The 20,996-nt window shown below is 38.7% G+C and carries 13 protein-coding genes; 5 read left to right on the forward strand and 8 right to left on the reverse strand.

Features of this window, described 5'->3' with window-relative positions:
- Window positions 1-14: 14 nt before the first annotated feature.
- Window positions 15-2,606 carry an ATP-dependent chaperone ClpB gene (gene clpB / locus HMPREF9456_RS03280; RefSeq protein WP_006842034.1) on the forward strand — a complete coding sequence of 864 codons (2,592 nt, stop codon included), beginning with the start codon at window positions 15-17 and terminating at the stop codon, window positions 2,604-2,606.
- Between the two features lie 158 nt (window positions 2,607-2,764).
- On the forward strand, window positions 2,765-4,663 hold the full coding sequence (locus tag HMPREF9456_RS03285; protein WP_006842035.1) for a S9 family peptidase: 1,899 nt from the start codon (window positions 2,765-2,767) through the stop codon (window positions 4,661-4,663).
- 144 nt (window positions 4,664-4,807) lie between these two features.
- Here the strand turns inward: HMPREF9456_RS03285 and HMPREF9456_RS03290 are convergent, their stop codons facing one another.
- The 4 genes from HMPREF9456_RS03290 to HMPREF9456_RS03305 all read right to left on the reverse strand — a co-directional run bounded on the left by HMPREF9456_RS03290 (window position 4,808) and on the right by HMPREF9456_RS03305 (window position 13,613).
- Window positions 4,808-6,220, reverse strand: a complete 1,413-nt coding sequence (locus HMPREF9456_RS03290) for a hypothetical protein (protein ID WP_006842036.1) — start codon at window positions 6,218-6,220, stop codon at window positions 4,808-4,810.
- Between the two features lie 5 nt (window positions 6,221-6,225).
- Window positions 6,226-7,092, reverse strand: a complete 867-nt coding sequence (locus HMPREF9456_RS03295) for a hypothetical protein (RefSeq protein WP_006842037.1) — start codon at window positions 7,090-7,092, stop codon at window positions 6,226-6,228.
- Window positions 7,093-7,106: 14 nt separating this feature from the next.
- The gene (locus HMPREF9456_RS03300; protein ID WP_006842038.1) at window positions 7,107-7,955 is read right to left on the reverse strand and encodes a hypothetical protein; all 849 of its coding nucleotides are present in this window, start codon (window positions 7,953-7,955) and stop codon (window positions 7,107-7,109) included.
- 90 nt (window positions 7,956-8,045) lie between these two features.
- Window positions 8,046-13,613: an alpha-2-macroglobulin family protein gene (locus tag HMPREF9456_RS03305; RefSeq protein ID WP_006842039.1), complete on the reverse strand. Its 5,568-nt coding sequence runs from the start codon at window positions 13,611-13,613 to the stop codon at window positions 8,046-8,048.
- A gap of 240 nt (window positions 13,614-13,853) precedes the next feature.
- Between HMPREF9456_RS03305 and HMPREF9456_RS03310 the strand changes: the two genes are divergently transcribed.
- Window positions 13,854-14,300, forward strand: a complete 447-nt coding sequence (locus tag HMPREF9456_RS03310; RefSeq protein ID WP_262485341.1) for a DUF3836 domain-containing protein — start codon at window positions 13,854-13,856, stop codon at window positions 14,298-14,300.
- A 58-nt stretch (window positions 14,301-14,358) separates the two neighbouring features.
- Here HMPREF9456_RS03310 and zupT read toward each other — a convergent pair whose 3' ends face one another.
- On the reverse strand, window positions 14,359-15,156 hold the full coding sequence (gene zupT / locus HMPREF9456_RS03315) for a zinc transporter ZupT (protein WP_018074649.1): 798 nt from the start codon (window positions 15,154-15,156) through the stop codon (window positions 14,359-14,361).
- 129 nt (window positions 15,157-15,285) lie between these two features.
- Between zupT and HMPREF9456_RS03320 the strand changes: the two genes are divergently transcribed.
- A complete protein-coding gene (locus HMPREF9456_RS03320; protein ID WP_006842042.1) occupies window positions 15,286-15,984 on the forward strand; it encodes a type 1 glutamine amidotransferase in 699 nt (232 codons plus the stop codon).
- On the forward strand, window positions 15,981-17,369 hold the full coding sequence (locus tag HMPREF9456_RS03325; protein WP_006842043.1) for an MFS transporter: 1,389 nt from the start codon (window positions 15,981-15,983) through the stop codon (window positions 17,367-17,369). The genes HMPREF9456_RS03320 and HMPREF9456_RS03325 overlap by 4 nt, the downstream gene beginning before the upstream one ends.
- A gap of 4 nt (window positions 17,370-17,373) precedes the next feature.
- Here HMPREF9456_RS03325 and HMPREF9456_RS03330 read toward each other — a convergent pair whose 3' ends face one another.
- The 3 genes from HMPREF9456_RS03330 to HMPREF9456_RS03340 are packed head-to-tail and all read right to left on the reverse strand — an operon-like array spanning window position 17,374 to window position 20,891.
- Window positions 17,374-18,549, reverse strand: a complete 1,176-nt coding sequence (locus HMPREF9456_RS03330) for a hypothetical protein (RefSeq protein ID WP_006842044.1) — start codon at window positions 18,547-18,549, stop codon at window positions 17,374-17,376.
- A complete protein-coding gene (locus HMPREF9456_RS03335) occupies window positions 18,546-19,190 on the reverse strand; it encodes an ATP-binding cassette domain-containing protein (RefSeq protein WP_006842045.1) in 645 nt (214 codons plus the stop codon). The genes HMPREF9456_RS03330 and HMPREF9456_RS03335 overlap by 4 nt, the downstream gene beginning before the upstream one ends.
- Before the next feature lie 39 nt (window positions 19,191-19,229).
- Complete coding sequence (locus HMPREF9456_RS03340; RefSeq protein ID WP_006842046.1) at window positions 19,230-20,891, reverse strand: DUF4836 family protein; 1,662 nt, start codon at window positions 20,889-20,891, stop codon at window positions 19,230-19,232.
- Window positions 20,892-20,996 lie beyond the last annotated feature (105 nt).

Below are 20,996 nucleotides of genomic sequence, written 5' to 3' on the forward strand. Positions count from 1 at the left end.
AAGAAACTAAAAATATGAATTTCAACAATTTTACAATCAAATCTCAAGAGGCTGTTCAAAAAGCAATTGAGATAACGAAAGAGAGAGGACAGCAAGCTATCGAGCCTGCTCATATTCTACTTGGAGTGATTATGAGTGGTGAGAATGTTGTGAATTTTCTTTTTCAAAAGCTTGGAGCTAATCCGGCATATATTACTTCTGTGCTTAATAAAGAAATAGACTCCTTCCCGAAAGTATCGGGTGGGGGCGAAGCATACTTAAGCCGCGAAAGTAATTCAGCTTTGGACAAAGCAATGGATTATGCTAAGAAAATGGGAGATCAGTATGTATCTATCGAGCATTTGCTGTTAGGTATTTTAGCTACTAAAAGTTCGGCTTCACAGATAATGAAAGATGCCGGAGTTTCAGAAAATGAATTGCAGCAGGCTATAAGTGAATTGCGTAAAGGCAGTAACGTAAATAGCCAAAGTGCAGAAGATACATATCAGTCTTTGGAAAAATATGCTATCAATCTGACTCAAAGAGCAAAAGATGGCAAACTTGATCCCGTAATTGGTCGTGATGAAGAAATCCGTCGGGTACTTCAGATTTTGAGTCGTAGAACAAAGAATAACCCAATACTTATCGGTGAACCCGGTACAGGAAAAACAGCTATTGCCGAAGGGCTTGCTCATCGTATTGTCCGTGGAGACGTGCCCGAAAACTTAAAAAGCAAACAAATCTATTCTTTAGATATGGGTGCCCTGATTGCAGGGGCTAAGTACAAAGGAGAATTCGAAGAGCGTCTCAAATCGGTAGTGAACGAAGTGACTAAATCGGAAGGGGAGATTATTCTTTTCATCGATGAAATACATACTCTCGTAGGAGCCGGTAAGAGCGAAGGTGCTATGGATGCAGCCAATATCTTGAAGCCTGCCTTAGCACGTGGAGAATTGCGTTCGATAGGAGCGACTACCTTGGACGAATATCAGAAATATTTTGAGAAAGATAAAGCACTCGAACGTCGTTTCCAGATAGTGATGGTAGACGAGCCAAGCGAAGTGGATGCAATATCTATCCTGCGTGGCTTGAAAGAGAAATATGAAAATCACCATAAGGTACGTATCAAAGATGAGGCTATTGTTGCTGCTGTCCAGCTTTCGAGCCGTTACATTACAGATCGCTTCTTACCCGATAAGGCAATTGACCTGATGGATGAGGCGGCTGCCAAATTACGTATGGAAGTGGATTCTGTTCCCGAAGAACTTGATGAAAAGAGCCGTCGTATCAAGCAATTGGAGATTGAGCGAGAAGCTATTCGTCGAGAAAATGATAAACAGAAAGAAGCTGAATTGACCAAAGAGATCAGTAAACTCAAAGAAGAGGAAACAGAACTTAAAGCAAAATGGCAATCAGAAAAAGAAGTCATCAATAAGATACAGCAGAATAAGATAGATATTGAGAATGCTAAGTTTGAGGCTGAAAAAGCAGAACGTGAAGGCGACTATGGTAAAGTTGCGGAATTACGTTACGGCAAAATAAAAGAACTGGAAACAGGCATTGCTCAACTTCAATCTCAATTGCATGAGATGCAAGGTAGTCAGGCAATGGTAAAGGAAGAGGTCGATTCTTTTGATATTGCCGATGTTGTTTCTCGTTGGACAGGTATACCTGTGAACAAGATGCTCCAGAGTGAAAAGGATAAGTTATTAAACCTGGAAGAAGAGCTGCACAGAAGGGTTGTTGGTCAGGATGAGGCTATCTCTGCCGTATCCAATGCTATTCGCCGTAGTCGTGCAGGGTTGCAAGATCCGAAACGTCCGATAGGTTCGTTCATATTCTTAGGTACAACAGGTGTCGGTAAAACCGAATTGGCAAAAGCTTTGGCTGAATTCTTGTTTGATGATGAGAATATGATGACACGTATAGATATGAGCGAGTATCAGGAGAAATTTAGTGCTACCCGTCTTATAGGAGCACCTCCGGGATATGTAGGTTATGACGAAGGAGGTCAACTTACCGAGGCTATCCGCCGTAAACCCTATTCTGTCGTTCTTTTCGATGAGATAGAAAAAGCACATCCCGACGTGTTTAATATTCTGTTGCAAGTGCTTGATGATGGACGGTTGACAGATAATAAAGGACGAGTGGTAAACTTTAAGAATACGATTATCATTATGACATCTAATATGGGATCTCCACTGATTCGTGAAAACTTTGCAGGTATTACGCCAAAGAATCATGATGAAGTAGTAGAAAGAACCAAAAAGGAAGTTCTCAATATGCTAAAAGTAAATATTCGTCCCGAATTCTTGAACCGTATCGACGAGATAATTATGTTCGAGCCATTGACATTGAAAGAGATAGAGCAGGTGGTTCGTATTCAGCTCGATGGCGTTGTCCGCATGCTGAAAGGAAATGGTGTCGATCTCAAATTCGAAGATGAAGCAGTCAATTGGATTTCTCAAATGGGATTCGACCCGGAGTTTGGCGCACGTCCTGTAAAAAGGGTTATTCAGCGAATGGTGTTAGACCCGCTGTCGAGACAGTTGCTTGCCGGTACTATAGATAAATCGAAGTCTATTATAATTGATATGAGAGATGGAGAGTTAGATTTTAAGAATTAAGTATAGTGAATATATATTTCTTGAGGGGTAGTTGGATTTATTCAGCTACCCTTTTTTAATTTGAATATTTTGAGTTCATTCGTATACTTGGTATATTTTGTGATTATTTCCACCTTATTACGACTAATATATAAATAGAGTTTTAAATTTAATAGATTATGAAAAGGAAATCATTTGTCACAAACATCCTTATGTTGATGTTTTTATTTACCTCGATGAGCGTTTTTAGTCAAGCTCCCAACATCCCTTTAGAAGATTTTTTCAGAAACCCCGAAAAGGCATCTTATCAGATATCGCCGGATGGGAAACATTTTTCTTTTACAGCGCCTTATGAAGGACGCATGAATATTTTTGTACAAAAAGTAGGTGACAATACGCCTGTAAGACTAACCTCTGAAACAGAAAGAGATATTGCCGGTTACTTTTGGGGAAATAATAATCGCATCTTGTTTCTCAAAGATACAGGGGGCGATGAAAACTTTCAGCTATATGGTGTAAATGCTGATGGAAGTAATCTTCTTCCGCTTACAGCTTTTGAGAAGGTACGTACTACTATTATTGACGATCTGCCTGAGATAGAGAGCGAAGTTATTATTGGTCTCAATAAAAGAAATCCACAGGTGTTTGATCCATACAGGCTAAATATCGAGACCGGTGAGCTGACAATATTAGCTGAGAATCCCGGAAATATTCAGGGCTGGATGACAGACCACGATGGAAAACTGCGTATTGCTATCGCACTTGATGGTGTAAATCAGAGCCTATTGTATCGTGATAAAGAAAGTGATCCATTCAGAACACTTATCACTACAAACTTTAAAGAAAGTATAAGCCCTTATTATTTTACTCCAGATAACCAGAAGTTGTATGCTACCTCTAATATTGGCAGAGATAAAGAAGCTGTAGTAATATTTGATCCACAAACGGCCAAAGAAGTAGAAGTTTTGTACGAAAATGATACTTACGATCTGTCTGGAATTTCATATTCTCGAAAATATAAGAGGTTGCAGGCTGCGTCTTATCAGGCTCATGAAGGAGCAAAGCGTCATTTCTTCGATAAAGATTTGAAAGCTGTTTTCGATAAAGTAACAGCAAAAGTATCAGGAAAACCTCTTAGCGTTAGCAGCCAAAATAAAGATGAAGATATGCTGATTGTTCGTACATATAACGATAAAACTCCCGGAGGATACTATCTCTATGATGTAAAGAAAGATGAACTGACTCATATTGCAGATATTTATCCTTGGCTCGATGAAAATAATATGGCCGAAATGAATTGTGTGAAATATACTACACGTGATGGTTTAACGATAGAAGGTTACCTCACTCTACCGAAAGGATATACTTTGGAAACAGCAAAAAATCTGCCTGTAGTTGTTAATCCGCATGGTGGCCCATGGGCACGTGATAGTTGGGGCTTTAATCCGGAGGTACAATTCTTAGCCAATAAAGGATATGCTGTATTCCAAATGAATTTCCGAGGATCTACCGGATTTGGCAAGAAATTTTGGGAAATATCGTTCAAGCAATGGGGGAAAACAATGCAGGATGATATAACCGACGGTGTGGAATGGCTGAAAAAGAAAGGTATAGCCGATCCTTCTAGAATAGCCATATATGGTGGTAGTTATGGAGGATATGCAACACTTGCCGGACTAACATTTACTCCTGATCTTTACGCTTGTGGAATTGACTATGTGGGTGTATCCAATTTGTTTACCTTCTTGAATACAATTCCTCCATATTGGAAACCGATGCTTGATATGATGCACGAAATGGTGGGAGATCCTATTGCTGATAAAGAATTGCTCGAAAGTGCTTCACCTGTATTCCATGTAGATAAGATTAAAGCACCGTTGTTTGTAGCACAAGGAGCAAATGATCCTCGTGTAAATAAAGATGAATCGGACCAGATGGTTGAGGCATTGAAGAAAAGAGGTGTTGAAACCCAATATATGGTAAAAGACAATGAAGGTCACGGTTTCCACAATGAAGAGAATCGTTTCGATTTCTACCGTGCAATGGAAAGCTTCTTATCAGCACATATTGGTAAGTAATATTTGATTATATATAGAACTGTTTGGACTGTATAGCTATGTCATTCTGAGTGTAACGAAGTATCTCTTTTTAGAATCGAGATGTTTCACTTCGTTCAACATGACAAAGAGATAAGGATAATACACTCCAAACAGTTCTCTTTTTTATACTTTCTCAATAGTACTTTTTTTGCTACTCAATAGAGATATTCCCACTCCAATAACAGCAAATCCAAGCAAAAGGAAAGGCATATACCAGATAATAAAATCGATCTGTGGATGCCAGAATGAATGCTCTTTGAATATCACATACCACGAAAGCGGGCAGATAGCAGACATGAGCGTAGAAATAACCAACGCCATGTACTTTCTTGTGTTTAGTTTGATACCTAAGAACAAAACTATTGCATAAAAAAGTAGAATAATACCGATTAGAACCGCAAACCAAAATTCAAAACCTTTGTCAATAAAACCCCATTCGAAAGCATTACCTCTCAGGTAATCTTTGATTACATTATTCCAAAGAAAAGATAAAGAATCGGAATCTGCAAAACGATCGCTATCCAGATCTGCACCGGACAATCCGCTCTTAAAAGATGCCCTTCTAAAGAAAGCATTTGCCAGATATTGGAATGCTGCATCATAGCTGTTTAATAAATATCTCAGCTGAATAATTAATACTCCGAACTGTATAATAATAGCTCCTGTGGCAACCAAACCAGACTTAACGGACAGTTTTATAAGATCTACGATTTTCCACTTTTCAAGAATAGCATAATAAATGATAGGAATGAAAATAGTCAGCATCGCTGTTGATATAAATTCCAGACCCGAGAAAAATAGTTTGGCTAGTACAGCTATAAATAGCCAGGTTAGAATCCTATTTACAGATACTTTTTCGGGAAAATTATGTCTTTTTTCTAAAAGTAGGAGCATCGTTAAAAAAGGAACATAAAAGTTCCATAAAGCCCACCACAATCCATTACCCCCAAACAATACAAGCCACGAAGACAAAAATGTAAATAGGAATGTGACGATAGCAGTAATAAAACCAAAATTTCTGTATATCCAACCTATGATCAGCACAAAACACAAGGATAAGAGTATACAATTGATAAGTCTTAGTATTTGATAGTTCGTATAGTTATCGAAAGGAAGAATTTTATGAATTCCATACCAAAACAAAGCGTTTCCTCCCGAATGGCTTACATAAACACAATAATCCTTGGGTGTGTTTTCTTTTCCTACAAAATAGTTGAGTTGAGAATCTTTAAATTGGATGATGATATGATCTCGTATTAGCAAGTCGTTTATCTGGTCGCCTTTCAAGATACTGTCTGCAACAAGAGTCTTATCATAATTTACCCCTGTAAATCCTGATGCAGCGAGGACTCCATCCTTTTGGGCTTTAGCCATTTTCCCCACAACGAGAGCCTCTACAAAAGTTTCATATCCTTGATATCTGCTTTCCGGTATTATCTTAAAAACATTTGTGTAAAAACTTAATAAGAATAATGTAAAGCAGATAATATAAAATATGGATTGTTTTTGTTTAAGTCGCTTAAGAATGATGCTCATATAAATTATATTCTGAATAAATCCTTAAAAAAATATTTAAACTTCCACCACATTCCGTATAGTTTTCGCAATTGAAAACGGCGATTGTAATGACGCATACTTTTGTAGTAAACATTTCGGCGAGCTTGTATCGGATACTTATCTATGATAGACCAATCCATTACCCCTCCCAAAGGAATTAGTTCGTTTGTCGATACTGCCTCTATCTTATATTTTTTTGCTAGCATAGAATAGATGCTTTGATCGTGACGGTTCTCTTGGAATCCTGGTAGATTAGGGCTTCTTGAAGGAGCATCCGTGATAAGACTGAAATCATCATCAATAACCTTTACCCATTCATTTACAAAGGTTGTAGATACAGGCCCCTTTTTGATGAAAATGATCCCTGCTTCATATTGGGTTGTTTGAGTTACTTCTGTGTTGTCTCTGACTCCAAAGTAATCAAAAATGTCACCTTTAGTCCATTCATACTCGAAGCGTAATCCCTCAGGCATCCCGTTATAGTTTTTCTCAAAACTTCTGAAGCCTAACATTCCCGAAGGGCTTTTTTCTACTATGTCGTAATATTCGGCCAGTCGTTCTTTTCCATTCGGATTTAGGTAGCATCCTACATCTGTATAGAGTAGAATATCTCCTTCTTCCATCGTGTCGAGTGTTTTCTTTATCAAAGGTGGTTTCCAACACCAATAGCCATACCCTTTTGAGTAAGGATACATGTATCGACCCCATTTCTTCCTGAAATCTTTACTTAGGTCTTTTTCGGTATATGTATATATTTCGTCGAATACTCCCATTGCCTCTGCATTTTGTACAAACTGAGGAAATCCCGGAGCTAATAGTGTATTACCAAATGTGCATAATATTTTTTTCATGCAAGGTTGTATAATTATAGTCTATCTTTGAACCAATATTTTATTTTCCACCACCTGCGATAAAGCTTTCTCAATCTAAAACGATGTTTGTAGTGATATTTGCTTGGGTAATACTTGTCTCTGCGAGCCTGGATCGGGTACTTTTCGAGAAGATTCCAGTCTCGTTGAAATATTTCGTTTGTAGAAATTTCTGCTATACCATATTTTTTAGCAAGGATAGAGAAAATGCTTTGATCGTGTCTGTTTTCTTTAAATCCGGGCAAGTTAGGAATTCGTGACGGTGAGTCTGTAGCAAGACTGTAATCATCGAGATATGCCTGATACCAGTCTCTCACAAACTGCATCACAACAGGGCTTTTTTTGAAAAAAATAATAGTGGATTCAAACTGAGGAGTATGTGTATAAGCCTTATCGTTATATACACCATAATACTCAAACAGGTCGCCCTTTGTCCATTCATATTCATAATAAAGAGTTTCGGGCATGCCGTTGTAGCTCACCTCTTGGCTCTTTACCCCAAGTATTCCGGTTGGAGTTTTCTCTACAATATCATAATACTCTAAGAGTCGTTCTTTGCCTTTGGGATTAAAATAACAGCCAATATCTGAATAGAGAAGTACATCGCCGTCCTCCATTTTTTTCAATATTTTGAGGATAAAATAGGGCTTCCAACACCAATAGCCAAAACCTCTGGAGTATGGGATCAGGTATCGTCCCCATCTTTTGTAAAAGTTTGCATCTAAATCTTTTTCACAGATAGTATATATATCATCAAAGATATCCATACTTTCAGCCATGCTTCTAAAGCGGGGAAAGCCTTCTGTTAAGTAATAGCTACCAAATGTACAGATTGCTTTTTTCATTAAGTTTTGCGTTAATAATTGATACAAAAATAGGGTATTTTATTCGAAAAATACCCTATCTTATTTTGATTGTTAGTTAATTACATAACTTTATTGCTTTACTTCTACCCATTGTCCTGTAGTACGCCCATTTATATCAGGGCTATACATGGCAGAGCTGGCTACAGCCGGAAGATAGAATTTACCACAATATGCAGCCTGCAATCTTACCTTGAACGACATCGAGTAACCTGTACCCAGGTTGAAGTAAGTGTACACTCTGTCATCTCTGATGTCTTGGTAGTTATATGCACCGGCTGTTCTTGTATCAGCTTCGTTGAACAAGCGATTGTTGAATATTTCCCATCCGGAGGCAAATATCTGATCGAGCGTCATATCAGTAAGATACTGTCCCGAAATGTTTTGAACAATCACATTTGCATAGAATTCTGTCCCTTGTCGTAGAGAAGAAACATCCAGTTCTTTTCCGTTTTCATCTATATATTTTACATGTAGTTTTACTCCGTTCGCTTCGGCAGGGTTTTTGTCTGTCAGAGGTTGTGTTTTGCCTAACAGGCGGACAAATATATCACCCTGTCCCTTATTCTTAATCGATAAGTTTACCTTATCGTGAGGTTTTATATTTACTTCTTGGAAAACATCGCCCGAGTTACTTACTTTTTGAGGAACTCCATTCAACGACCATTCGTATGAAATAACACCTTTACCCATTTTTTCAGCTAGTCTAGACATGGCTATCAATCCATAAGCCGCTGTTTGAGTTGTTATATAACTTCCACTCAGGTATTCAGATACTTTAAATGAGAGTTTTAGCGCTTTTTGTGTCTGACCTAACAACAGGTATGTCTCCATTATCATAGCCATATCGCGCTGAGAACTACCAAACGTGTTGTTACTGAATGCATAATGTTCTACCTGATCGCTGGCATTGTTTGTCAGTTGCAGTGCCGCATCTTTCTTCCCTGCTAAGGCATAGGCCGCAGCCAACCTCCAACGAGCCTGTACCGATAGACCTTGCATTTCTTTCAATCGGTTCATCGCTCCCAGTTCTGGGTCTCCGGCAAGAGCCAAGGTGTATAAACGGTATGCTTGCTGCAAGTCACTCATCGAGTAAGTATAATAAGAACTATAAAGGTTACCCTTATTCCATGTTTGAGCTGCTTTTTTCTGGAACTGCTTCCATTTATTGATTACAGATGTTGGAACTTCCCATCCGGCTTTCTGTGCTTCCAGTAAGAAGTGTCCGGCATAACTGCTTACCCATTCATCCGGATAGCGATTGCCCGGCCAGTAAACAATACCACCGTCGCCAAGCTGTCGTGAAACGATTGTCTGAATAGCTCCTTTTACATTATCTGTTACTATAACTTCTTTTTCTTTCTCGGTAAGAGGTCTGAATTTTTCTAAGAATAACAGAGGGAATCCTTTTGATGTCACTTGCTCGGTACATCCGTGAGGATAGTAGCGCAAATAAGTTAATGTGTTATTCAGATTCACTCCCGGCATACGTGATACTTCAAGTTTTGCCCAGTCTTCAGCTTTTATATCTTCGAATGATATGGCTAGATGTGCCGTATCGTTTGGAGAAACAAGAGCGTGAGAACTTAACAGCACATTCGGGTTCGGATTGCGAATCTCAATATCAATTGTTTCTGTAGCAGATTCTCCTCCTCCCGTCGCTTTAATCACAACTTTCTCATAGCCTGTTTTCTTTCCGACTTTCACTTTAAAGTAAACCATCTTGTCGCCTACATTCGTAAATGATACAGATTTAGAAGTTCCTTCTGTAAATTGGAATATACCCTTCGATTCTACTGTCAGATTTACAGTTTTCACTTTTTTATCCATCGCAAATACATTTACAGGAAGCAAGAACTCTTCGTCAGGACCTGCTACACGTGGTAATGTAGATAATATCATCAGTGGATTTCTTACAGGAACAGTTTTCTCTCCACTTCCGTAAGCCCCTTTTTTATTTCCGGCAACAACCATTACACGTACTGATCCGAAATAAGATGGAAGTTTGATTTTGTGTGTATCCGTTTTACCTCCGCTTATTGTAAATGGCCCCATGTATTTTACTACAGGTTTAAATCGGCTCATAACATTGTTAGCTGGCTTCAAAGCTTCGTCACCCCCAATGCTCAATAGAGGACCAAGCTTACCTGTTTGTGCGCCTACTACCATGTCGAACATATCCCATGTGCGTACACCCAGAGCCTGACGGGCATAGAAATCAGCCCATGCATTCGGTGTTTTGAATGATGTGAGGTCTAACAAACCTTCATCTACAATGGCGAGGGTATAAGTCATATCCTTCTTGTTCTTTTCGGATATCGAAACACTGAATTCCTTTTCCGGACGAAGTTCATCCGGCATCGTAATGACAGGATTCAGTTCCGTTTCTTTATTTTCTACATTGATGTTCAAGATACCATACATGCGGATAGGCAGATCATTGTCTGTTTGCGCATGCGGTTGTAACTGGCTGGCGGCAATGTAGAAGTTAGGTGTCATTTCTTCCGTCACCTTGAAGGTGTGCTTGGTATCTTCTGTAGCACTTGTTTTTACCCATTCGCGCGAAATGATACGTGAGCCATCCTCTATGGTAATCAGGGTACGACCCTTTGAACTTTTTGGTAAAATTACGGTAACAGTTTCTCCAACTTTGTAAGACTGCTTGTCTGTAGAGAACGAAAGCATTGTTAATCCGCTTGGGTCATCTTTCTCTGAGCGTCCTCTCCACGATGGCCAATCCACATAGAATACTCTACCTGTGATATGTCCGCTCTGTTCATCTTTTACCATGATGAGATAACGTCCCCAATCCGGATAGTTTACACGAAACTTGGCTTTCGCTTTTCCTGCCGAAGTTGAAATATTTTCATTTAATAAGACTTCGGTCGATGTATTATTCACATAAGAAGCCAAATTGTCATTGGTATTCCACCACCAAGACCATTTCAATTTATAAATCTTTACATTTACATTTGAGCGGTTGATTGGTTTCCCTTCGGGGCTGAGTGTAACAATATCAAACATATTGTCCTTGTCTGTCTCCAACCAGCCGTAATCGCTGCTTGTTGGGGCTTTAACTCCTACATATGACGAATATGGAGAGTAAGCAGCAGTTTGAGTATATATACTGGCATCTCCTCCCGACTCAAATACTCGGGAAACGATATTTGCTCTCAACATTCCCGGTGCACTGGATGCCTGAGGCAGGCTTGTTCTCACTGTTGCATTTCCTTCGGCATCAAGTTTTCCATCAAAAACTGTATAGGTATCCGAAGCAAAGTTCGACGTTGGGTTGTTGAACGTATACGTTTCGTATCCTTTGAATGGATTGGATGCTTTACTTAATGTCATTTCCACTTTTGCAGCTAGGTTTGCCGCCGGAGCACCATGTAGCCATTGCGAAGACAACGGCGCAGAAAATGTGCCGCTTCCTGCGTTTATCATTTCACCTGCATCAAGTCGTACTTTTAAACGGTTCGGCTTAACGGTTTCTATTTTCAATGTCTTCGAGAATGTTACTCCTCCCACCTTTACACGCGCCCTCCAATTGCCCGTAATAGCATTCGGATCGGTAGCCATACGGAAAGCATAGAATCCATCTTTACCCGTAGTGGATACATAACGTTGAGCCATTTGCCCGCGTGGGGTATATAGCTCGAGTGAAACAGGATGGTCTTTTGGTAATGTCTGATTCCTATCTTCGAGAATGAAGGTGACAAATATAGAATCGCCCGGACGCCACACGCCTCGCTCTCCATAGATATACCCTTTCAGTCCTTTTTGTATCTCTTGTCCGCTAACATCAAAGTTGCTAAGCGATAAGGAAAGATTTGAAGTAACCTTCAGATAACCTTTTTCTTTGCCATGCGATGCGATAACTGCAAACGGAACACCTCCCTTGTATTCTATTTCTGTAAAGCCGTCTCCATCCGTTTTGCCTGTGCCAATGCGTTGCATCTGATAGTTGTAAATATCAACGGTTGCACCCGAAATAGGGTTTGTAGTTAGTATATCTGTAAGGGCTACCGTCATTTTCTTTTCGGAACCCATTTTTGCTGTGATACCAATGTTGGATGCTAATACAACGACCTCTGATGTTTTGTTCATGTAATATGTCGGGTCGCAAGGGTTATTTCTTTCTTGCCAGTTATATTCATCCCAATCCCATTCGTCGGAGTAGTAGTAATATCCCGGATTATCCCATTGCTTTTCGTCTTCTTCGTCCATTTCATTGTCGAAACGTTGCAATGCCGCATCTTTCGGTATCTGAGGAATCATACCGTCGCAAGGATAAAGAGAGTATTCTTTTTTCATGGTGAATTCCACTTTATACACAGCCCCCGGATCTTGCTTAATTAGTTTTGCCATATCCAGAGAGAATGTATTCCATTCATCCAGTTTCATCGTAGGGTCTTCATCCAAGCGGATACGTTTTTTTAGAACCAGACGACCGAAACGTTTTAGCTCGTTGCTTCCTCCAAAATCATTCGATTGTAGATAACCCAGTATATTGTTTTCGTATATTTTAATAACTTTTACATCCACTGCCCAAAGGTTGACAGCCTTGAATGGAATGATCAGATTATCCGAATTTGGTAGTATATTACCTGCATTCGGTACTTCTATTTCGGGTTTGTTCTTTTCGAAATTTACACTGAACGTATAATCTTTATCAAGAGTCTTGTTTTGTGAGTTTCTCAGCTCTTTGAATATTTTCAGATCAGTACTTGTTCCTCTTGTCGTTTTATCAAGATAGAGTTTCATTATATTTTTCTGAATATCGAAAGAAAAACTTTCTATAATACCCGGTTTTATCAGTCCCTGTATATTCTGATTGAGAGATAGAGGATCACTGAAAGTAATGCGAACGCATTCTTGCGGAGAATATTCCATTGATACGTCTAATACCTTAAAATCGGAGATTGCAGGGATAATGATTTTTTGCTCATCATCTCTTTTTGCATTTATGGCACTCCCCTTTATGCTCAATGTATATTCTATTTCTTTTGTACCTCTGTAGAGGCTGTCTATCGTTAGATTGTATCTACCTTTTATTTCGCTTGGAGTAATCTTTATTTTAGCATCTTTAGATTTATCTCCGCCCGATAAAGAGAACATACTTTTTACATCGTCTGTATTGGCCTCATCGGCTAAAAGAATTTCGCCTTGTACAGTGTTCCACACAAGGTCATTATCTTTCATTTGAGTATAAGAACGTAGGTTTACGTTGAAGTTTTGTTCGGGCACACGGAAAAAAAAGTAGAACTCTTTGAAGTCGCTATCTACTTTCAGAACCTTGTCGAGTTTGAACCAAGCATCATATTCTGTCCCTTGTTTCAACTCACCCGAATCAGGTACAAATTTGATAGTACGTGTACTGGTCCAGTAAGCTTTACCTTTTATCGATGGTGAAAATTCAAATAGCTCCTGCTCAATTTCTTTATTGAGTTCGGCTGTCGGAATATCTTGTGTAAGTTCGATTTGGATCTCGGAAGATGAAGATATTTTCCCATAGGTAAAGGCTGCAATATATTTTGCAAACTCGGAGTTGATCTCTTTACTGCCACTTTTTTTACATGAATTTAGACTAAAAAGACATGAAATGACGATCAGACTAAGGGTGAATAAGTATTTTTTCATAAATTGTGTTATTGATGCAAGTTAGTATAAGTACAAATATATGAGAATATTTTCGATAAAGAGATTGATTGTATTTACTTTTTATAAAACACATATAAATTGTTTGCTTTGTAAAGATTCTGTTTTCTAGTGCTTTATGTATTTCTTTCAAAAAAACAGGAAAAAGTTGTAACTATATTCTTGGGATTATCGTCTTATGTATAGAAGCGCTTTTCAAATAATTGGTAAAAAGATTAAGAAATATTTAAAGTAAATACAGTCATGAGAACAACAATATTAACATCACTTTTAGTCGTATTATTATCTGTAGCAAATGCATATGCAGGGAGTCCTAAAACCAGAGTTTATAGCAATAATGACGACAAAACGAAAGAGTACGTAACAGTAGATAAAGAAACCTCGAAGGCGTTGGACAAAACAGTATACAAATATAGTACTGATGGTTCTTTACAAGAAAGAGTACTTTACAAATGGGTAGATAAAGAAGGTTGGGTAGGAGTTCAGAAGTACAGTTATGAATATAACAATAAAGGACAAGTGGTAGATATTGCTTATACAACATGGGATCAGGGTATATCTACATGGTCGTTACAGTCTCAACACTTGCAACACATATATGATGCACAGGGTGAACTGTTGGCAGTAGTGCAGGTGAATGCAAAAGATAATCTGACAGCAATAAAATAGAACTTATATTTATCAACACGGTATTGTGATCCTGCTTCTCGAAAAGAGGCAGGATTTTTTATATAAACAAATATAAACTGAATGCCATGACCAGCATCCCTGCTACGAGTCCCATAATCGAAATATGATGTTTCCCATATTTCTCGGCACTAGGCAAAAGTTCGTCCAATGAGATGAACACCATAATGCCCGACACCGCAGCCAGTATAAGCCCATTGATAGCAGGAGTCCAAAACTGTAAAAGGAAAAAATAGGCAATCAGTGCACCGAACGGCTCTGCCAGACCGGATGCAAACGAAAGCCAGAAAGCCTTCTGCCGGCTGCCTGTTGCATGATATATGGGTACAGCCACAGCAATCCCTTCGGGGATATTGTGTATTGCTATTGCTATCGTAATCGGTATTGCAACGTCTAAAGACCCGAGAGCCGATGTAAATGTGGCTATCCCTTCGGGAAAATTATGAATTGCTATAGACATGGCAACTACGATACCTGTGCGTTTCAATGCCCGTTTTTTTATACCCATGTCTTCTACCCCTTGTATTTCATGAGGGTTTAGAGATTCGGGAATAAGAAAGTCAATGAGATTGATAAATGCAATTCCTATAAAAAATGCCAGAATAAGATAAAGTGTACCTAGTTTTTCTCCATAAGCAGCAACAAGTTCTATTTTCCCTTCGGGTATCATTTCCATAAAGGAAACGTATATCATGATTCCTGCCGAAAAGCCGAGAGAAGCGCAAAGGAAATTTGTATTTGTATGTCTTGCCAATAATGCAATCAGGCTGCCTATTCCGGTAGATAGTCCGGCTATAGCAGTGAGTATAAAAGCTAGTAGTATATTATAATCTGACATCCTTAGTAGCGTGTTATGAATGTAAAGGTATGATATAGTTTTTATTTTGAAAACTATATTTTTTATAGATTGTTCTTGATATGAACATTTTTGGTACATTTAAAGTTTAAATCACACAAAAATATAATTATGTCTACATACAGGGTTCATTACATTCAGCATGTACCATACGAAGGCTTGGGGTATATCGAAAAATGGGTAAAGGATAACGGTTATAGTCTAACCGTAACCAAAGTTTTTGAGGACTATAAGTTCCCTGATCAGGATGACTTTGATATGCTCGTAATTATGGGAGGCCCTATGGGGACTTATGAAGAAGACAGCTATCCTTGGTTGAAAGATGAAAAGCTCTTTGTCCGAAAAGCAATTGATTCAGACAAAGCAGTGCTGGGTATCTGCTTGGGTTCGCAAATAATAGCCAATGCATTGGGAGCCGCAGTATATCCAAATAAAGAAAAAGAAATAGGCTGGTTGTCCATATCGTTTGTTGACAAAGAATCTCAGGACTTATTCGGAAGTGAAACCGTGTCTCCTATTGTTTTCCAATGGCACGGCGATACATTTGATTTGCCGGTAGGAACCAAGCTGCTCGCTTCGAGTGAGGCATGTGTTAATCAGGCTTTTTCGTATAAAGAAAAGGTTATCGGCTTACAGTTCCATTTTGAAGCAACTGAAAAAAGTTGCGCCGATATACTCAATAATAGTGATGAAGAACTTGTTGGAGGAAAATATATTCAATCGGAAGATTATATAAGAAAAAACACTCAATATATTCCATCATGCAATAAGATGATAGAAACAATCTTGAATAAACTGATCAGACTATGACGCATCCTGAGAAAAAAGCAAACACAGGAGCTTTGTTATTTATCCTGTGTCTGGCTTCTTCGCTTGTGCCTTTTATAAGTTCGGCTCTAAATCTTGCGCTGCCGTATATCAATAAAGACTTATCGCTCAACGCTGTTATGTCGGGATGGGTGCCGACTTCTTATATGCTGTCTACAGCCATTTTGCAAATACCCTGTGCCCGTATGGCAGACATGATAGGACGCAAAAAGGTGTTTATATGGGGGGTAGTTATTCTGACTATATTTTCGGTATTGAGTGGATTAGCAACAACAGGGGTTACGCTTATCATATACCGCTTCCTTGCAGGAATAGGTAGTGCCATGATGTTTGGTACTAGTACAGCTATTCTTACTTCTTCTATACCTGCCGAAAAACGGGGGAAAGCTATGGGGGTAGTTGCTGCAACTGTGTATTCCTCATTGGCTGCCGGACCTTTTGTGGGTGGTTTGCTTACTCAATACTTCAATTGGCATAGTATCTTTTTTGTTTCTGCGGCTATTTGCTTTATCGTTGCTGTAGGTGGATATTATATCATTAAAGAAGACTGGAAAGAAGAGGTGAAAAGTAAGTTTGATACGATAGGTTCTATCTTGTTTGCTATTGGGCTGTTTGCTCTGATTTATGGCTTTGCGGAATTACCTCATATTCAGGGTTTCATTTTTATTGTAATAGGTATAATCGTATTATTCCTATTTGCTTTATATGAAAAGAAGCAAGAGTTTCCGGTGTTTAATATCCGTGTTTTTATCGGCAACAAAATGTTTCGGATGTCTTCGTTGTCTGCTCTGATAAATTATTCGGCGACATTTGCCATTTCCTTCATGTTGAGCCTGTATCTTCAGTATGTGCGGGGATTATCTCCTCGCGATGCGGGACTGATACTTATCATACAATCTGTTATACAGGCTATCGCCGCTTTGAGGTCTGGGAGTTTGTCTGATAAAATGTCTCCAACATTTCTAGCTACCTTAGGCATGTCTATTATTGCAGTTGGCTTGGGTGGATTGTGCTTTATTACCGAGACTACAAGCTATTACTTTATTGGTATCATGATGGTTCTTTTGGGGTTAGGTTTTGGAATATTCTCTTCCCCAAATACAAATATTATCATGAGTTCGGTAGACAGAAAACATTATGGATTGGCATCTGCAACGATGGGTACGATGAGGCTTACAGGGCAGTCTCTTAGTATGGGGATTGCTATAATGGCTATGTCGATAATGGTGGGCAATATCGATTTGTCTTTAGCACCTCACCCTCAGTTTATAGGGAGTATGCGTATTACATTCATCACCTTCTTTGTGCTTTGTCTCTTTGGAGTATATGCTTCTTCTGTGAGGGAAAAGAAGAAATCGAAAGAATAAATTTCTATTTTACTTTTCTTCTTATTATCAGAATATTCAGCGAAGATAAAAGTAAGAAGATACAGACTCCGGCAATCAGAGTAATCATAATGTCCGAACCTTCGAACTCACTCCATACATTGCGTACGATATCGCTGTACTTGATGCGTATCACCAAGACCGAGGCAATAGCAAGTATGAGTATCGCAAAGTTCATCCCGATAGCCATCAACTCGTAAGGACGGATTACCGCGCTTTTTGCATAACCTATCAGACGGAGATTTCGTAGTTTATCCATATTCTTTTCCAATAGCAGATAGATGCTGAGTGTAAGAACAAAAAAGGCTAGTGCACAGATTATTATCCCTATTGCAATAACAATGCCTACCATTATCTTTAGGAAATAAGACATTTTACTCACTGCCGAGTTTTCGCCTTCTACTTCATAGTTATTCTTTTTGAGGAAGGTCGCAATATTTGGATCGGCAGGATTGTTTACTTCTACCATCAGTCGGCTGGGATTGGAGACGGCTTGTTCGCCGTAGTTTTCGTTGGCCCATTTCATAAAAGATTCGGGAACAAGGATTGTGTTTATCCGATTCGAAAAACCGGCTATTTGCCCCTTAAACTCCTTATGTTGCCATTTGCCTGATATGGTGATGTTGAAATTCACCATCCCGATTACACTCTGCGAAAGTTTCGGCATGGAGCGAGCTTCGGCAAAACCAAAATTGTAGAGGTCAAGGTAGTTTTTAGGAAGGATAATAGGAACGAATTCATCATCGGGACTAAATTTCCACCTGTCGGTCTTTACATCTATGAAATCATCAGGAACCGATTCGAAAAACATCTCGGTGTTGAAACCTCCCTGATTGGTATTTATTCCTCCAAAAACCTTATATCTCGAAGCGGTGAATGCTCCTACCTGCGTTGCAAAACTGGTGTTCTCTATATTTTTAATTTCTTCGGCGGAGAAACCTGATGCTTGAGGGTTCAGTGTATTGTAAATACCTACTTGTTTTGTTAGTACCAAAAAATCCCTCTTCATGATAGTATCCTTTTCCGAAAACAAGGGGTTGATATCCAGGTAAAACTGGAGGCCAAGCAGAACAATTGTTAATCCGATAAGATTGGCAATGAAGAATCCGGCAAACTGTCCTTTGCTTATATTTTGTTTCAAGAGCTTCCAAACCAGATTCATAGCGATAATATTTGAGAGTAATCCATTGGTAAATCTTTGCCTATCGAGGTCACTATCAACCCTGCATGCTGCGCTGTTACCTCTTGGAGGATAAGCTCAGTAATGATTTTGGCATTGTTGTCATCGAGATGGCTGATGGGTTCGTCGAGAATAAGAAAGTCGAAAGGCTGGCAAAGCGAGCGGATAATTGCCACTCGCTGCTGCTGCCCCCAAGACATTTTTCCTATTGGTTGGTTTGTCTTTTCACTAATGCCCAACCTATCGAACATCAAATTGATTTCCGATTCGGTTTTGTGGTGAGTGAGATTGTTTTTTAGCCGGATGTTTTCCAGTGCTGTCAATTCGGGAAAGAGACGTAGTTCTTGAAACAGAAGACTCAGATGTTTTGATCTGATGTTATCCCATTTTTTTCTTTTTATATTTTTGACTTCTGCTTCGTCAAAAAGGATATTTCCCGAAAAATCGGCTCTGTAGCCATAGATATAGCTACAGAGCGAACTTTTTCCTAAGCCTGATTCTGCTTTTATCAGGTATGTTTTTCCCTTCTCAAAAGTGACGTCTTGTCTCCAGATATCTGATTTTATATCTTTTATCTCCGAGAAGACATCAGGAAGGGCGTTTTTTAATTGTATCGTATTCATCCATGCTTAGCTGTTAGCTTCTAGCTATCAGCTTTTTATTTAATATTCTTGAGCGATATGTGTAACTACACTGTCTACAAATTTACAAATTACAGCAAGGCTATTGCCACTTGTATCTGTAATAACGATTTTACCATTGCCACTCATGTCCTGAGTTGTTATATAATTATAATCACCAAGCAAGTCGAAGCCTTTTGTGACAAGCTCCTTGGTTTTATCGTTACCTCCCATTTCTGACAATAATAATGGTTTTAGAGGGCTGAATGTTCCACATATAAATGTAGTATTATCTTTTGCCTGATCCGACAGATCACTCTTTAGTCCTGTTGCTGATATGTTTTTGAATACACTTTCGCTATTTGTAAAGAAGAACATATTGTTGTTGATTCCAAAATAAGCGGTTGTATTCTCATCCATTTTCAGCGAATATGTATTTGGATTCAATTCAGTGAAAACAGCAGCTTCGCCATTAAGTTCCTTTATCTTTCCTTTTGCAATATTCCATATAGAATTAGCGTCTTTGAGGTCTGCAAAAAATGAAAGTTCGGGTGATGAATCTGTATATTCAAAATCGTAGTACTCAGATTTCTTTGTTATAATTTTTACATTATTTACGGCAAAGGTGATGTCTCCATCCATATTCGAGATAAAAGATTTCAGGTCGATGCCTAACTCCGATAAGTTAGAACCGGCATTCTCTTCTATCAGAGAGATGAAGCCTAATTCGTTCAGATAATTATATATTCCTTCTCCTTTCATGTTAGCCGAGATTGAAAAGATCGGTTTATCTGTAAAGTATTTAAGCTGATCACCTTTTAGTTTACCTGTCATCTGCGACGCCAGTTCGTTAAACTTCTTCTCTGCTTCCGGGGTATCATAGTACATTTTATTGCTAAATGCTATTTCCCCTTTTTCGAACGAAATAAAAGCCGCTGTATTTATATCTTTTAATTGGTCATATAATCCTGTTAGCATTTTATTTACAGTATTCCCGTCATGTCCTTGCATTGCCAATGCCTGAGGCAACAAAGAAGACCACATTCCTTTTATATTACTGTATGAAGAGAAGATTGAAATATCTTTTTTGTTCGAAATAAATTCTGCGAATGATTTTTTAGAGTTGATGCTCTCTTTTGCTGTTTGCGTTAGTTGTTTTGTAACCAATGTTTTCAGATCAGGCAAGGCACTTTGGTCACGATAATATACAGTTCCCATATATGTAAGCAATAAAAGCTTGTCCTTAGTCCAGCCTATAACAAAGTTTTGTTGTGCACTTACTGTAGTCACCCCATCTTTTTCTTCCAACATTTGCTCCGGTAGTTCGAAGGTCTTGATAAGTAATTCTTTCAATTTCTTCTGATCGTCCATTTTCAAAACAATCCCCATTGTAGTACTGTCCATATACATGTAACAGTCGCTAAGAAAATCGATGCCTGTTGAATTCGGGTTTTTAAGGAAACTCTCAAGTTGTTCAATCGCTTTTGTAGCGTTGCCGCCGGATTTAGCCTTGTCGAGGGCTTCTTTTATAACTTTATTCTCCAGTGGCTTATAGTCGGCTTTTGTCAATAGAGATTTTGTATCGATATGTATAACAGTAGCGGCACTCGCCGGTATCGAGTTGGTCAAGTCTGCCGAATCTTTACATGAATAAAAAAAAGCTACAAATAATGCAACTATGAGAGTAATACCTGTTTGTTTCATAATTTCGTGTTTAAAAATATTAATTCTGCGAATATAAGAAAAAGAAAGGTGTTGGGCTTTGGAATGATTAATTCTTTTCACATTTTATGAAGATTGTTTTGCGAA

It is taken from the genome of Dysgonomonas mossii DSM 22836 (genome assembly GCF_000213575.1).
GTDB classification, from domain to species: Bacteria; Bacteroidota; Bacteroidia; order Bacteroidales; family Dysgonomonadaceae; genus Dysgonomonas; species Dysgonomonas mossii.